Origin of the sequence: Aeromonas sp. SG16, from assembly GCF_024436135.1 — a bacterium.
Classification (GTDB): Bacteria; Pseudomonadota; Gammaproteobacteria; order Enterobacterales; family Aeromonadaceae; genus Aeromonas; species Aeromonas jandaei.
The window spans coordinates 1-13,939 of record NZ_JANFNW010000003.1; the positions used below are offsets into that span (position 1 = coordinate 1).

At 61.5% G+C, this 13,939-nt stretch carries 11 protein-coding genes; 2 read left to right on the plus strand and 9 right to left on the minus strand.

Annotated features, from left to right (window positions below; all coding sequences use genetic code 11):
• Positions 1–307 precede the first annotated feature (307 nt).
• Positions 308–1,645, minus strand: coding sequence for an N-succinylarginine dihydrolase (astB, locus tag NOM67_RS10000; protein WP_255936549.1), 1,338 nt, complete (start codon positions 1,643–1,645; stop codon positions 308–310).
• Positions 1,646–1,989: 344 nt separating this feature from the next.
• On the opposite strand from astB, the gene topA reads away from it, so the two are divergent.
• Together topA and NOM67_RS10010 are read left to right on the plus strand one after the other, a co-directional pair.
• Positions 1,990–4,611 carry a type I DNA topoisomerase gene (gene topA / locus NOM67_RS10005; protein ID WP_255936552.1) on the plus strand — a complete coding sequence of 874 codons (2,622 nt, stop codon included), beginning with the start codon at positions 1,990–1,992 and terminating at the stop codon, positions 4,609–4,611.
• 97 nt (positions 4,612–4,708) lie between these two features.
• Positions 4,709–4,873, plus strand: coding sequence for a hypothetical protein (locus NOM67_RS10010; RefSeq protein WP_165791285.1), 165 nt, complete (start codon positions 4,709–4,711; stop codon positions 4,871–4,873).
• A 40-nt stretch (positions 4,874–4,913) separates the two neighbouring features.
• Here the strand turns inward: NOM67_RS10010 and NOM67_RS10015 are convergent, their stop codons facing one another.
• From NOM67_RS10015 to NOM67_RS10050, 8 genes are all read right to left on the minus strand, one after another.
• On the minus strand, positions 4,914–5,258 hold the full coding sequence (locus NOM67_RS10015; protein WP_156853482.1) for an MGMT family protein: 345 nt from the start codon (positions 5,256–5,258) through the stop codon (positions 4,914–4,916).
• A 154-nt stretch (positions 5,259–5,412) separates the two neighbouring features.
• Positions 5,413–7,278: a beta-N-acetylhexosaminidase gene (locus NOM67_RS10020; RefSeq protein WP_255936559.1), complete on the minus strand. Its 1,866-nt coding sequence runs from the start codon at positions 7,276–7,278 to the stop codon at positions 5,413–5,415.
• Complete coding sequence (locus tag NOM67_RS10025; RefSeq protein WP_255936561.1) at positions 7,263–8,135, minus strand: BadF/BadG/BcrA/BcrD ATPase family protein; 873 nt, start codon at positions 8,133–8,135, stop codon at positions 7,263–7,265. Before NOM67_RS10025 ends, NOM67_RS10020 begins: the two co-directional genes overlap by 16 nt.
• Positions 8,128–9,861, minus strand: a complete 1,734-nt coding sequence (locus NOM67_RS10030) for a glycoside hydrolase family 9 protein (RefSeq protein ID WP_255936563.1) — start codon at positions 9,859–9,861, stop codon at positions 8,128–8,130. The genes NOM67_RS10025 and NOM67_RS10030 overlap by 8 nt, the downstream gene beginning before the upstream one ends.
• A gap of 114 nt (positions 9,862–9,975) precedes the next feature.
• Positions 9,976–10,968 carry an ABC transporter ATP-binding protein gene (locus tag NOM67_RS10035; protein WP_185226709.1) on the minus strand — a complete coding sequence of 331 codons (993 nt, stop codon included), beginning with the start codon at positions 10,966–10,968 and terminating at the stop codon, positions 9,976–9,978.
• 11 nt (positions 10,969–10,979) lie between these two features.
• Positions 10,980–11,999 (minus strand): ABC transporter ATP-binding protein, encoded by a 1,020-nt coding sequence (locus NOM67_RS10040; protein WP_255936567.1) that lies wholly within the window; start codon positions 11,997–11,999, stop codon positions 10,980–10,982.
• A complete protein-coding gene (locus NOM67_RS10045; RefSeq protein WP_041208962.1) occupies positions 11,996–12,916 on the minus strand; it encodes an ABC transporter permease in 921 nt (306 codons plus the stop codon). Before NOM67_RS10045 ends, NOM67_RS10040 begins: the two co-directional genes overlap by 4 nt.
• A gap of 1 nt (position 12,917) precedes the next feature.
• Positions 12,918–13,901, minus strand: a complete 984-nt coding sequence (locus tag NOM67_RS10050) for an ABC transporter permease (protein ID WP_033115357.1) — start codon at positions 13,899–13,901, stop codon at positions 12,918–12,920.
• Positions 13,902–13,939 lie beyond the last annotated feature (38 nt).

Sequence of the window (13,939 nt, forward strand, 5' to 3'; positions counted from 1 at the left end):
CGTCAGATTTACAGTCTGATCCCTTTGGCCGCTCGGGAACCCCTCCCCAAGTGCGAGGCGCATACTAACAGATCTTCGCTCTTTGTGAACCCCTTGAAGCGTTTCTGGCAGCAAAAAATGACTGTTCGTCGATTTTTTGATACATCGTGCTCAAAATTCAGACTTATCAGCAAGTTGTGCGCTGCTTTTCTATGCAGTCCCGTTGCGGGCTCAGGTCGAAAAATTCAGAATTTGTTGAGAGACAGACAAAAAGACCGCCTGACATGGCGGTCTTTTGCTGAATTGAGCTTGAGCTCTGGTGCGATGATTAGCGCTGGAACGGGTAGATGGACCCCAGTTTCAGGATCTGGGTCAGTTCGTCCAGTGCACTGCGAGACTCCTGTACCAGGGTCGGATCACGCAGATCGTCGAGGGTCAGGCGGTCACGATAGTGGCGATCGACCCAGCCATCGAGACGGGTGAACTGGCTTTCATCGATAAGGCAGGCCTGATTGACCGCCGCGAGTTCGGCATCGTTCATGGCGACCCGTAGCCGTAGACAGGCGGGGCCGCCGCCATTACGCATGCTCTGCTTGACGTCCATGTAGTGAACGGCCTTGATAGGCGTGTTCATAGTCAGCAGTTTGTTCAGGTACGCCGACACCGCCGGATTGTCGCGGCATTCGGTAGGGGCGATGATCGCCATTTCGCCATTGGGCAGGGTGAGGATCTGGGTGTTGAACAGATAGGACTTCACCGCATCCAGCACCGATACCTCGGCGGTCGGCACCTCGATAAAGTGCAGCTCCCCTTCGCCAAACTTGGTTTGCACCTCAGCCAGCGCCTGTTCGGTGTTGAGAAATGCCTGCTGGTGGAAGAAGAGCACATTCTGGTTACCCACAGCGATCACGTCGTTGTGGAATACCCCCTGATCGATCACCTCCGGATTTTGCTGGATAAAGACCACGCTCTCCTCATCAAGACCATGCAGGCGGGCGATGGCCTGACTCGCCTCCAGAGTCTGGCGGGCCGGATAGCGCTTTGGTGCCGGGCGGGAGAGATCAAAGGAGCTGCGGCCATAGACGAACAGCTCGACACCCGCTTCGCCATAGGCGCGGCAGAGCCGGGTGTGGTTGGCCGCCCCTTCGTCGCCGAAGTGGTCGTTCTCCGGCAGGTGGAGGTGGTGACTGAAGTGGCGCTCGTTATTGAACACGGCGCGCAGGATCCGGCCAGTGACATCCGGCTCGAGTGAACGGTGAAACTTGTTGGTCAGGTTGGCGGGGGTGAAGTGAATGCGGCCATCCTGAGTATCGGCACTCGGGGAGACGGTGGCGGCGTTGGCAGTCCACATGCTGGAGGCTGAATAGCAGGCTGCCAGTACGGCAGGAGCCTGTTTGGCGGCCTGCTCCAGCACCCGGGCATCGCTGCCGGTGAAGCCGAGGCGGCGCAGGGTGGCAAGGTCAGGGCGCTCTTGTGGCGCCAGCACCCCCTGGGTCATGCCGAGCTCGGTCAGCGCCTTCATCTTGCGCAGCCCCTGCTTGGCCGCCTCTTTCGGGTTGGAGGCTTCCTGGGCGTTGTTCTGGGAGGCAACGTTGCCGTAGGAGAGACCGGCGTAGTTGTGGGTCGGGCCGACCAGTCCGTCGAAATTGACCTCGAAGTGCTTCATTGAGTACATCCTTTCGATTTTTATGATGGGTAGCGGATTCCTTCCGCGCACAATGCGTCGGGGTGGGGCCATTATAAAGAGATTTTATGTTTTTGTAACAAGCCGGTAACCAGCAGACGTTTTTATGTCGTTTCAGATATAAAAAGAGGGGCCGTATGGCAGAAAAATGAAAAAGCGGTTGCACCCGACGCTGACCCTTCGCATTAATAAATAAAGAAGCAGCGCGGTAGGGGCTGGTCAGGCAAATTGAGTCACAAGATTGCTTTTTCCCGTCAAATCTCTTATACAGCCCCACAAAACCGCACACCAACCCCGTCGGGTGCAATGAGGATAATAGTTACAGCATGGGCAAATCACTGGTCATAGTGGAGTCTCCGGCCAAGGCCAAGACCATCAACAAATATCTGGGCAAGGACTACGTGGTGAAATCCAGCGTGGGTCATGTTCGCGATCTGCCCACCAGCGGCAGCGCCAGCACCGAGCCCAAGAAACCCGTCATTCGCGGCATCAAGTTGAGCGAAACCGAAAAGGCAGCCAAGGAGCGCAAAGCCCTGTTTGCCCGGATGGGGATCAACCCGACTGCGGGCTGGCAGGCCAACTACCAGATTTTGCCCGGCAAGGAGAAGGTGGTCAGCGAGTTGCAGAGTCTGGCCGAGAAGGCTGACACCATCTATCTCGCAACCGACTTGGATAGAGAAGGGGAAGCGATCGCCTGGCACCTGCGCGAGATCATCGGTGGCGACGAGAGCCGCTACAAGCGCGTGGTGTTCAACGAGATCACCAAAACCGCCATCAAGGAGGCGTTTGCCCAGCCCTCCGAGCTCAACATTGACCGCGTCAACGCCCAGCAGGCCCGTCGTTTCCTCGACCGCGTCGTGGGCTACATGGTCTCTCCGCTGCTGTGGAAAAAGCTGGCTCGCGGCCTCTCTGCCGGTCGGGTGCAGTCCGTCGCGGTGCGCTTGATCGTCGATAAAGAGCGCGAAATCAAGGCATTCGTGCCGGTCGAGTTCTGGGATCTCAACGCTGACCTGCTGACTGGTGACAAGGCTGATCTGCGGATGGAAGTGGTCAGCCGCAACGGCGCCGACTTCAAGCCGGTCACCCAGGCCGAGACCTTCGCTGCTGTCGCCGCCCTGGAAGGAGTCGACTACAAGGTAGTGAACCGGGAAGACAAGCCGACCGGCTCCAAGCCGTCCGCGCCCTTCATCACCTCCACTCTGCAGCAGGCGGCCTCTACCCGTCTAAGCTTCGGGGTCAAGAAGACCATGATGATGGCCCAGCGTCTCTATGAAGCGGGTTACATCACCTATATGCGTACCGACTCCACCAACCTCAGCAAAGAGGCCGTGGACGCGGTGCGGGAATACATCGGCGAGCAGTATGGCGCAGCCTACCTGCCGGCCGAGCCGAATTTGTATGGCGCCAAGGCCAATGCCCAGGAGGCACACGAGGCGATCCGCCCCTCCAGCGTGCAGGTGACCGCCGAGATGCTGGAAGGGATGGAGCCGGATGCAATGCGTCTGTACGACCTCATCTGGCGTCAGTTTGTTGCTTGCCAGATGACCCCGGCTCAGTACGACTCCTCTACTCTGACCGTCAAGGCGGGCGAGTTCGAGCTCAAGGCCCGTGGCCGTACCCTGCGCTTCGCCGGTTGGACCAAGGCGCTGCCGCCGATGGGTCGCAAGGGCGAAGATAGCCAGCTGCCGGCAGTGACTGTCGGCGAGGTTCTGAAGCTGGTCAAGCTGGATCCGCGCCAGCACTTCACCAAGCCGCCTGCACGCTTCACCGAAGCAGCGCTGGTACGTGAGCTGGAAAAACGCGGCATTGGCCGTCCGTCTACCTATGCCTCCATCATCTCCACCATCGTCGATCGCGGGTATGTGCGGGTCGATAGCCGCCGTTTCTTCGCCGAGAAGATGGGCGAGATTGTCACCGACCGTCTGGTTGAGAACTTCGTCGAGCTGATGAACTACGAGTTCACCGCCAAGATGGAAGACAAGCTCGATGGCATCGCCGAAGGGAGCCTGGAGTGGAAGAAGGTGCTGGATGCCTTCTACGCCGAGTTTACCCATGAGCTGGAGAAAGCGGACAAGGCGCCGGAAGAGGGTGGCATGCGTGCCAACCAGATGGTGCTGACCGATATCGATTGCCCTGATTGCGGTCGCAAGATGGGTATCCGTACCGCTACCACAGGTGTCTTCCTTGGCTGCTCCGGTTATGCCCTGCCGCCGAAAGAGCGCTGCAAGAAGACCATCAACCTGGTCTCTGCCGACGAGTTTGTCTCCGCCACCGATGGCGAAGAGGCGGAAACCGAAGCGCTGCGCGCCAAGCACCGCTGCGGCGTGTGCGGCACCGCGATGGATGCCTACATCATCGACGACAGCCGCAAGCTGCACGTCTGTGGTCGCAACCCCGATTGTGATGGCTACGAAATTGAAAAAGGTCAGTTCAAGCTCAAGGGCTACGAAGGGCCGAGCATCGAGTGTGACCGCTGCGGCAGCGAGATGCAGCTCAAGAACGGTCGTTTCGGCAAGTACATGGGCTGCACCAACGAGACCTGCAAGAACACCCGCAAGATCCTGAAAAACGGTGACATCGCGCCGCCGAAAGAGGATCCGGTACCACTGCCCGAGCTCAAGTGCACCCAATCCGACGCCCACTTTGTGCTGCGTGACGGGGCTGCCGGTCTGTTCCTGGCGGCCAGCAACTTCCCCAAATCGCGCGAGACCCGCGCGCCGCTGGTTGAGGAGCTCAAGCGCTTCAAGGATCGCATCTCGGCCAAGCACAAGTATCTGGCGGGAGCCCCGCTCACCGATCCGGATGGCAACCCGGCCATCGTGCGCTTCAGTCGCAAGACCAAGGAGCAGTACGTGATGACCGAGGTCAACGGCAAGGCGACCGGCTGGACCGCTCACTACGATAACGGCACTTGGCAAGAGAGTTTGCCAAAGGCGAAGAAAGCCTGATGAGAAAGAGGCCCCGACAAGGGGCCTCTTTGCTTGTTGAGCAGCATATACTGAGTACCAGCTGCAAGGAGTGCAGCGTTGTAACAGGGAGGTGGTGATGGAGATACACGAGATCCGGCCGGGCATGAGCTGCATGACCCGTGAAGGGGCGGCCTATGTGCTGGAAGTAGACCGGCAGAGCTTGCTGGTGCTGCTGCAGCGCGAAGATGAGACCATTCCGGTGCAGGTACGCAGTGACGAGATCCTGGCTCCGCTGGAGTAAGCGTCAGCCCAACAATCACCACTTCAGGTGAAGAACAATATCAAAATGGCAGTAAAAACAGCAGCTCGGCCAGGTCGGGCTGCCACTGCCAATCCCGCATTCTGACTCGCCCGCCAATCACGGCAACCCCCTCTTCCTGCAACAAGCCGACCTGGGTGGCAAATCCTTCAGACCCTTTGGGTAACGAAATGGTACCAACAGCGCCCAGCACCCGATGCCATGGCAGCACCTTGTCGGTCTCCCGCAGCACCTTGCCCACCAGCCTTGCCCGCCCGGGCAGACCCGCAAGATCGGCCACCTGACCGTAGCTGGCCACCTTGCCTGCAGGAATAAGCGCGATAATCGCCTCGATTCTGGCCATTTTTTCATGGGAGGGGTGATACATGGAGAGTCTGCTGTTGCCGTTGGGTGGATGGGTCATTGTGGCTTCTCGGCAGGGCCGGGAGCAAGGCGTGGCAGAGGGTGGAATATCTGATATCAGGGGATGGGGGGGCTGAATGAAAAAAGGCGGCCTGAGGGCCGCCAAAGTAAAGACAACATTACCTCTGTGGCATCCGGTAGCGCACCTGCAGCTGGTCGAGGATCTGCAGCTGGCCGGGCAGACGGGCGGCGAAGTGCTCCCATCCCTTGCGGGCGGGATCGCTCCAGGCCACCTCGGCCGTGGCCAGCATGCGCGGGAACAACATGTAGTCGAGACGATCGCGCGAGGTGATCAATTCTGACCACAAGGGGCTCAGCACCCCGAGGATGTTATCGCTGGCATGGAAATCGGCTGGAGCAGGGTCGCACGAGTAGATCTGCTCCAGATTGAGGGTGCCCGCCCAGTAGAGGCCGGGTTCGTGAATATCGGCGCTCCAGGCGAGATCCAGATAGAGGTACTGGGCGGGCGCCATCACCACCGGATAACCGGCCGCGGCCGCGTCCAGCCCCGCCTGAAAGCTGGTCCAGGCGCAGATGGCCGCTTTGCGACTCACCTTGTCCCCATGCAGGATCTCCTCCCAGCCGATCATCTGTTTGCCTCTGGCGGCCAGATAGCGCTGGCAGTGGCGCAACAGATGGCCCTGCAGTTCGCGGCAGTCTGCGTAGCCCTGCTCGGTCATCAGCTGCTGGCAGGCGGGACTGTCGGTCCAGACGCCGCTTGGAACTTCATCTCCCCCCATGTGGATCTGGGAGCCGGGGAAGAGCTCGCACACCTCGTCCAGCACCGCCTCCAGAAAGCGGTAGGTGCCGGGGAGGGCGGGGTTGAGCACATTGTCGTCAAAGTGCTGCACCGAGCGGTAGCGGGAGCGATCAGCCTCCTCCACCAGCAGCTCCGGCAGCGCCTTGATGGCGGCGTGGCAGTGACCCGGGATGTCGATTTCGGGGATGATGGTGATACCAAGTCCGGCGGCATAGGCCACCAGCTCGCGCACCTCGCTCTGGGTGTAGTAGCCACCGTAGGGGTTGGGGCCGCCGCTCAGCTGCGGATCTATGGCCAGATCATGGCCGCGCCAGGCACCCACGGTGGTGAGCTCGGGGAAGGCATTGATCTCGAGGCGCCACCCCTCATCATCGGTCAGATGCCAGTGGAAGCGGTTGAACTTGTAGAGGCTCATCAGCTTGAGCAGTCGCTTGATGGTCGCCGTGCTGTGAAAGTGGCGGGCGCAGTCGAGAAAGATGGCGCGAAAGCCAAAGCGCGGGCTGTCCTCCAGCGTCAGGCAGGGCAGGCTCTCGCCGTGCTGCAGATACCACTGGGCCAGCGTGACCAGAGCGTGACGCCAGCCGCTCTCGCCCGCAGCGGCAATCACTATCTCCTCTTCGGTGATGGTGAGCCGGTAGGCTTCGGGGGCCAGCGCTGTCTCAACCAGCCTGATCTCTGCGTCGTGATCCTGCTCCAGCGCAAGCGATGTGAGCTCGTTGAAGTGGCCAAGCAAACCGCTGATATCGCGAACGGCGCTCACGTGGGCCCGCTCGGCGAGGCGAAAATATCCCTCCTGCAGTGTCAGATGTGCGGGCTGCGGCACTATGCCGGGCAGCGGTTCGACGTCCGGCAGGTCTGGCTTGCGGGTGAGCGGATTTTCCAGCCCCAGCTCCTCTGCGGCCAGGGTCACCGGCAGCAGCTGGGGACCTGTGGTGGCGTCGGGCAGGCTCAGGAAGAAGCCCTGTGGCATGTCGGAGATCTTCTTGATGGGGGTCTGGCGGCAGCAAAACAGGATCTCGTTGCTGCCAGCCTGCGGGATCAGCACCTTGTAGCTACCGCTCTGGCGCTCAAGCTCGCCCCCTTGCAGTGATTCCGGGTCGATATGGCGTGCCAGACAGAAGTGCAGCTTCCAAGCCTCTGCCGGCAAGTTGGACAGGGTGAAGGCAAACCAGACATCCTCGCCGTCACGTCGGGTGACCCGGGAGTGGATCAGGGGTGTAGACATGGATAATCCTCTGATTGGGCAAACAGGATGGCCCCGTCGAGTGCATCGCTTCTGGGGGCCACAAGGTTCAGCTCGCCAAGGCGAGGGGCGAGGCGGGCGCCGATACCACCCAGCAGGGCGATCTCGGTGGCACCCAGCAACTTCATTCCCTCCAGCAGGGTGGTGAGTTGGGTGCAAGTCTCATCCAGCAACTGGTTGGCGAGGTCATCGCCATCGCTGGCCGCATCGAACACCCAGGGGGCGAAGCGGCCGTAGTCGGCTGGGATGGCGCGAGCAGCCCAGCGCACTACCTCGGCCTGATCCCGCTTGAAGTGATCGAGCAAACGGATGGCCAGGGTGCTGGGGGGCAGGATGCCGTCGTGGCAGAGCAGGGATTGCTGGATGGCGCGTAGCCCCAGCCAGGCGCCGCTGCCTATGTCTGAAATGGGGAAACCGCGGCCGGAGCAGGTGCGGATCTGGTGATTCTGATAAACCAGCCCGACCGAACCTGTGCCGGCGATCAGGATGGCTCCCTCCCGGCCACCAAAGGCGCCGAGGCAGGCGCCGAAGGCATCGGAGGTGAGCTTGACGCTGGCAAAGGGGAAGGGCATCTCGAGCAGGGCGTGATAGCAGTCGGCCAGTTCGGCGGAGGCGAGCGCCAGCCCGACCCCCATCTGTTGTTCGCACTCGATGCCGAGTCCGGCCGTAAGGCGGGCGCTGGCGATGGCGGCCAGCACATTGGCATGAGCGTGAGGGATCCCCAGCTCCAGATTGGAGCCGGCGGCGCGCCCTTCGCCGAGCAGCTTGCCGGCCCGATCCCGAATGCGGGCGCGGGTGTGGGTGCCACCGCCATCGACCCCGACCCAGTACTCAATCATGGCGACCTCCCTGTTCATTTCGATCGCTCAGGGCGTTTTGCCAGCTGATGGCAAGGGCAAACCAGGCTGCGTGGGGGATCCACTGCTCACCCCAGCGCCAGTTCTGATCCAGCCGTTCCCTGTACTCCTGTGGAATAAAGGCCACCTCATTTTCGTCATCAAACCCTGAGGTGATGCCGTTGCAGATGCCCCCCTGCGCATTGGGATAACCGGCGGTATAGGCGGGATTGTTGATGCCGTGACCGGCCAGCATGCAGGTGTTGAAGGGGTTTTGCCCGAGGATCCAGTCGAGCTGGTGCTGACCGAAAGTGCGCAGCAACCTGCTCTGCTGGGGCAACTGTGCAGCGGCGGCAAAGGCCATGGCGGCCAGCGAGGCCAGGCGAGCGTTCTCCCCCTGCCACCAGTAACCGGACTCGTTGTGGTGGGGCATAAAGAAGCTGACGCGCGGCGCTTCATCCACCCCTTTGACATATTGGCGGGCGAGGGAGAAGGGGTTACCCGCCCGTGCGCAGAGCGCCTGCTCGGCGGCCAGTGCCTGCTCCACCACAGTTTGTACCCGAGCCTTGTTCTCCTGATCCGGCTCTACGCCCAGGTATTCCAGCAGTGCCAGCACCGGAAGCCCCGCTTCGGCGGCGTGGTAGTAGGGGCGCGAGCCATCCTCGTTGGCCGACCAGTAGTGACCCAGCTCCGGATGAATGCGCTGACGGGCGCAGAGCTTGCTGGCACGGACTCTCGCCTCGGCCAGCCACTCGGAGCCGAAGGTGCGGGTCAGCTCCACCGCCGCCAGCAGGGCGCAGTAGTCGTCGATGATGTTTTCGACCCCGTCGTCCAGATAGGCAAGGTTGTGCTCACGCAGATGCAGGTAGCCGCGTTTGGCCGCCTCGGCGTAATGGTTGGTATCGAAGTCACCGCCGATGTGCTCGCGGGCAGCGCGGGCCAGTGCGGCAATGGCCATACCGCCCCCCTGGCGGAAACCGGCCTGCCAGTTGGCGGATTTGATCCCCTGCTGGGTGGCATAGGCGCACAGCTCGCGCTGGGCGGGATCCTTGCTCCACTTGTCGAACAGGGTCATGAAGAAGAAGCCCGATTCATCCTGCATCCGGCAGAGGAAATCGGCGCCGTGCAGCGCCTCGTCATTGAGCCGTTTGCAGAGGTTCACTCCGTCGATATCGCGGCGCGGGGCCAGCAGTTCCCGGCACTTGAGCAGGGACCAGACCACCATGGGGGTCTGCTGGGGGTTGAGGTAGTTGGCGTAGGAGAGGTGGCTCAGGTATTTGCTCATGTCGCCGCTGGCATCGAACCAGCCGCCATGTACATCTCTGTGCTGGTCGGTGCCAAACAGGCGGGCGCTGCAGTCAGCCCGATCAAAGGTGCCACTGGCGCGCTGCCCCTTGAAGTAGTGAATGACATCGGAGAGGCAGCGGCTGGCCAGCAGATCCTGGCCGATGGCAAAGCGGGTCGAGCGGACAATGCCTTGGGCAGTGATCGCCTCCAGCCGGTAGTGGCCGGGCTCCTTGAAGGCCGAGAAGTCGGCGCGCCAGTAAGCGCGCCCCTGCCAGCCGGGGACGCTGCCAGCCGCTTGCAGCGGGGTTTCAAACAGGATCTGGCCATCATCGAGGCGTTGCAGCCTGACGTAGCCGCCGAGATCATGGGCGGGGGAGGCTTGTAGCAGGGCGACCTTGTGCCCGTCGCACTCGTAACCCACCTGATTGATCAAGAGTTCCATCAAGGTATTACTCCTGTGGTTCACCGCCGGGCGGTGAGGCACATCACGGGGCTGTGGCCGCCCCGTATTGAGGCATGGCCGGACTCTGCAGTCCGGCCGGTCTAATGCTCACCATCACTCGTAGAGGTAGCAACGCACGAAGTGGTTGTCGGCAAGCTTGGTGATGGCAGGCAGACTCTCCTTGCAGCGGGGCATCGCCTGATTGCAGCGCCCGGCAAAGGGGCAACCGCAGGACTCTGGCGTCCAGAGCGGGATCTCCCCCTTGCGGCCACCCTCAAGCTCGGCGTGGATGCTCTTCTCGGGGTCGGGCACCGCCGAGATGAGCAGCTGGGTGTAGGGGTGCTGCGGGTGGTGCAGGATCTCGTCCACCTCCCCCCACTCCACCATGTGGCCCACGTACATCACCGCCAGATCTTCCGCCACGTAGCGAGCGGTGGCGATGTCGTGGGTGATGTAGAGCATGGAGACGCCAAGCTCATCCTTCATCTGCTCCATCAGGTTGAGGATGCCGATGCGAATGGAGACGTCGAGCATGGAGGTGGGCTCGTCCGCCAGCACCACTTCCGCCTCCACCGCCAGATTGCGGGCGATGTTGACCCGCTGGCGCTGGCCGCCGGAGAGCTGGTGCGGGTACTTGGCCGCGGTCGCCTTGGCGGGGGTGAGGCCGACCTTCTCCAGCAGGGCGTAGACCATGTCGGGCAGATCTCTCTTGTCGATCACCTTGCTGTGCAGCAGCAGGGGGCGGGCGATGTGGTGGTAGATGGTGTGGGTCGGGTTGAGCGAACCAAATGGATCTTGCCACACCATCTGCACGCTCTGGCGATAGTCCAGCAGGGCGGTGCCCTTGTTGAACTCCTCCAGATCGTGACCGCGATAGAGAATGCGCCCGGCACTGAGCTTGTACATCTTGGCGATGATCTTGGCGATGGTGCTCTTGCCGGAGCCTGACTCCCCCACTACCGCCAGGGCACGGCCCCGGTGCAGGTTGAAGGTGATGTCGGAGAGTGCCCGCATCTTGCCACTCTTGATGGCATTGGAGTTGACGGGGAAGTCCTTGTAGAGATGCTGGACTTCGATGATGGGTGCATCGGTTTTGGCGATTTGCATGACAGACATCCTTAACAGCCAGCGGCCTTGTCCAGATAGATCAGGGGATCTTGTTGTTCATCCTGCACGTCATAGAGATGGCAGGCGGTCTGTTGCCCGGGGCGGATCTCGGCCAATCTGGTGTACTCCTGACGGCAGCGATCGTGCACCTTGCCGCAGCGGGCCTGAAAGCGGCAGCCGACCGGCACCTCCAGCAGGTTGAGCGGGGTGCCCGGGATCCCCTCCAGCACCTTTTTCGGCCCGTGCAGAGGCGGGAAGGAGTTGCCGAGCCCTTTGGTATAGGGGTGCAGCGGCGCGGTCAGGATCGCCTTGGAGGGGGCAACCTCCACCAGTTCACCGGCATACATGATGCCGATGCGATCGCAGAACTCCACCATCAGGGAGAGGTCGTGGGTGATGAACAGAATGGAGAAGTTGAACTTCTCTTTGAGGGCATAAACCTTCTGCAGGATCTCCCGCTGCACCACCACATCGAGCGCCGTGGTCGGCTCATCCATGATGAGCAGCTCGGGGTTGAGCGCCATGGCGATGGCAATCACCAGCCGCTGGCGCATGCCGCCGGAGAACTGGTGCGGGTAATCCTTGAGCCGGCTCGGGTGAATATCGACGATGGTAAGCAGCTCCTGGGCGCGCTTGATCGCCTCGTAGCGGGTCATGCCGGGGTTGTGGGCCAGCAGCACGTCGCAGAACTGCTCCTCCATCCGCAGCACAGGGTTCAGGGCGTTCATGGCGGACTGGAATACCACCGACACCTGTTGCCAGCGATAGGAGCGCAGCCGCTCCTCGTTGTAGTGGAGGATGTTCTCCCCCTTGAACAGGATTTCGCCACCGCTGATGTAGGCGGGCGGCTTGTGCAGTCGGGCCACCGAGAAGGCGACGGTGGATTTGCCGCAGCCCGACTCGCCGGCGAGACCGAAGATCTCACCCTGTTTGATATCGAAGCTCACCGAGTTGACGGCGCGCACGTCGCCATTTTCGGTGATGTAGTCGACGCAAAGGTTGCGTACTGACAGCAGGGGTTGCTTGTTCATGCGGTCTTCTCCTGTACAGCTGATACCGCAGAAGGGGTTGGCGCGGCGAGTTTTTTCCAGCGGTTGAGCCCTTTGTGGGAGCGCAGCTGCGGGTTGGCGATCTCGTCGATGGCGAAGTTGAGCAGGGCCAGACCGGCACCCAGGGTGGCGATGGCGAAGCAGGGGGCCAGGATCTCCCACCAGGCGCCGACCAGAATGGCACTGGAGGTCTGAGCGTTGTAGAGCATGATGCCCCAGCTCACCACGGTCGGGTCGCCAAGGCCGAGGAACTCCAGAGTCGCTTCGGTGACGATGGCGTAGATGATGGAGCCGATAAAGCTCACCCCGATGATGGAGATGAGGTTGGGCAGGATCTCCACCAGAATGATGCGCCAGGCCGGCTCGCCCAGCACTTCGGCGGCGATGACGAACTCCTTCTCCCGCAGCGCCAGAGTCTGGGCGCGGATGACCCGTGCGCCATAGGCCCACGAGGTCAACCCTATTATCACCGCAATGACCGCCGGCGACGCCTCCCCGATAAAGCTCGCCAGCACCAGTAGCAAGGGGAGGTTGGGGATCACCAGCACCACGTTCATCAGGAAGGTGAGGCACTCATCCACCAGACCGCCAAAGTAGCCTGCGGTGATGCCGATGGCGACGGCCAGGGTGCAGACCAGCAGGCCTGCACTAAAGCCCACCAGCAAGGAGATACGGGCGCCGTTGGTGAACTGGGACCAGATATCGTGGCCCATGCGGGTGGTGCCCATCACGAACTCGGCGCTGGGCGGCTGGTGGGGGCGGGCAACCCGTTTGGTCGGCTCGTTGCTGGCCAGCAGGGGGGCAAACAGCGCCATCAGCACGAAGGTAACGACGATGACGAGGCCGCAGGCAGCCTTCTTGTTGCCCAGCAGGATTTTGAGAATGGTCGGCATACGCATCTTATTTGCCTCCTGTACGCAGACGGGGATCCAGGAAGACGTAGAGCACGTCGGCCAGGAAGTTGAAGCTGAGCATGGTGATGGTCATGATGAGCAGCTGCCCCTGAATGAGCGGGTAGTCGCGGGCCAGAATGCCCTGATAGAGGGTCAGGCCCAGGCCGGGATAGTTGAAGATCACCTCGGTGATGAGGGAGCCACCGATGACGAAACCGAGCGCCATGGAGAGGGCGGTGACACTCGGCAGAATGGCGTTGCGGGCGCCGTAGTTGAAGATCACCCGGTTGCTGGAGAGCCCCTTGGCCTTGGCCATGGTGATGTAATCCTCACCCAGCAGGTTGATCATGTTGTTGCGCATGGTGATGAGAAAGCCCCCCACCTGCACCATGGCCAGAGTGCCGACCGGCATGATGGCGTGGGTCAGGATGCTCTTGATGTGCTCCCAGCCCCAGTCCGGCGTGATCTCCGGGCTGTAGGCGTAGCCAATCGGCAGCCATTCAAGACTTACCCCGAACAGGAACAGGGCAAGCAGGGAAACCACCACCGGCGGAATCGCCTGCATCACCAGAGTGAGCGGGGAGAGGATGCTGTCCATCCTGCCGCCGCGATACCAGGCGGCGAAGATGCCGACGATGGATCCGACGGAGAAACTCAGAATGGTGGAGGTGCCCACCAGAAACAGGGTCCAGCCGATGGCGCGTCCCAGCACGTCGGAGACCTGCTGTGGATAGAAGCGCACCGAGGTGCCGAGATCCCAGGTGAAGACACTCTTCACATAGGTAAGAAACTGGGTGCCGATGGGGCCGTCGACAAAGCCGAAGGTGGCCTTGAGTGCTTCCAGTGCGGCGGGTTCCATCATGGCGCCAGCACGGGCAAACATCACGGAGACAGGATCGCCTGGCATGGCTCGGGGTAACAGGAAGTTGATGGTGGCGGCTACCAGAAAGGCAACCAGATAGAAGGAAAAGCGTCTCAGTATGAATCCCATGATGATACCTTTTACTGCAAGTCCGCCCCGCGTCGGGC

Excerpts from the sequence above, each read along its gene's own strand:
- astB (WP_255936549.1), bottom strand. The coding sequence starts at position 1,645 with ATGAAGCACTTCGAGGTCAATTTCGACGGACTGGTCGGCCCGACCCAC.
- topA (WP_255936552.1), top strand. The coding sequence starts at position 1,990 with ATGGGCAAATCACTGGTCATAGTGGAGTCTCCGGCCAAGGCCAAGACC.
- NOM67_RS10010 (WP_165791285.1), top strand. The coding sequence starts at position 4,709 with ATGGAGATACACGAGATCCGGCCGGGCATGAGCTGCATGACCCGTGAA.
- NOM67_RS10015 (WP_156853482.1), bottom strand. The coding sequence starts at position 5,258 with ATGTATCACCCCTCCCATGAAAAAATGGCCAGAATCGAGGCGATTATC.
- NOM67_RS10020 (WP_255936559.1), bottom strand. The coding sequence starts at position 7,278 with ATGTCTACACCCCTGATCCACTCCCGGGTCACCCGACGTGACGGCGAG.
- NOM67_RS10025 (WP_255936561.1), bottom strand. The coding sequence starts at position 8,135 with ATGATTGAGTACTGGGTCGGGGTCGATGGCGGTGGCACCCACACCCGC.
- NOM67_RS10030 (WP_255936563.1), bottom strand. The coding sequence starts at position 9,861 with ATGGAACTCTTGATCAATCAGGTGGGTTACGAGTGCGACGGGCACAAG.
- NOM67_RS10035 (WP_185226709.1), bottom strand. The coding sequence starts at position 10,968 with ATGCAAATCGCCAAAACCGATGCACCCATCATCGAAGTCCAGCATCTC.
- NOM67_RS10040 (WP_255936567.1), bottom strand. The coding sequence starts at position 11,999 with ATGAACAAGCAACCCCTGCTGTCAGTACGCAACCTTTGCGTCGACTAC.
- NOM67_RS10045 (WP_041208962.1), bottom strand. The coding sequence starts at position 12,916 with ATGCGTATGCCGACCATTCTCAAAATCCTGCTGGGCAACAAGAAGGCT.
- NOM67_RS10050 (WP_033115357.1), bottom strand. The coding sequence starts at position 13,901 with ATGGGATTCATACTGAGACGCTTTTCCTTCTATCTGGTTGCCTTTCTG.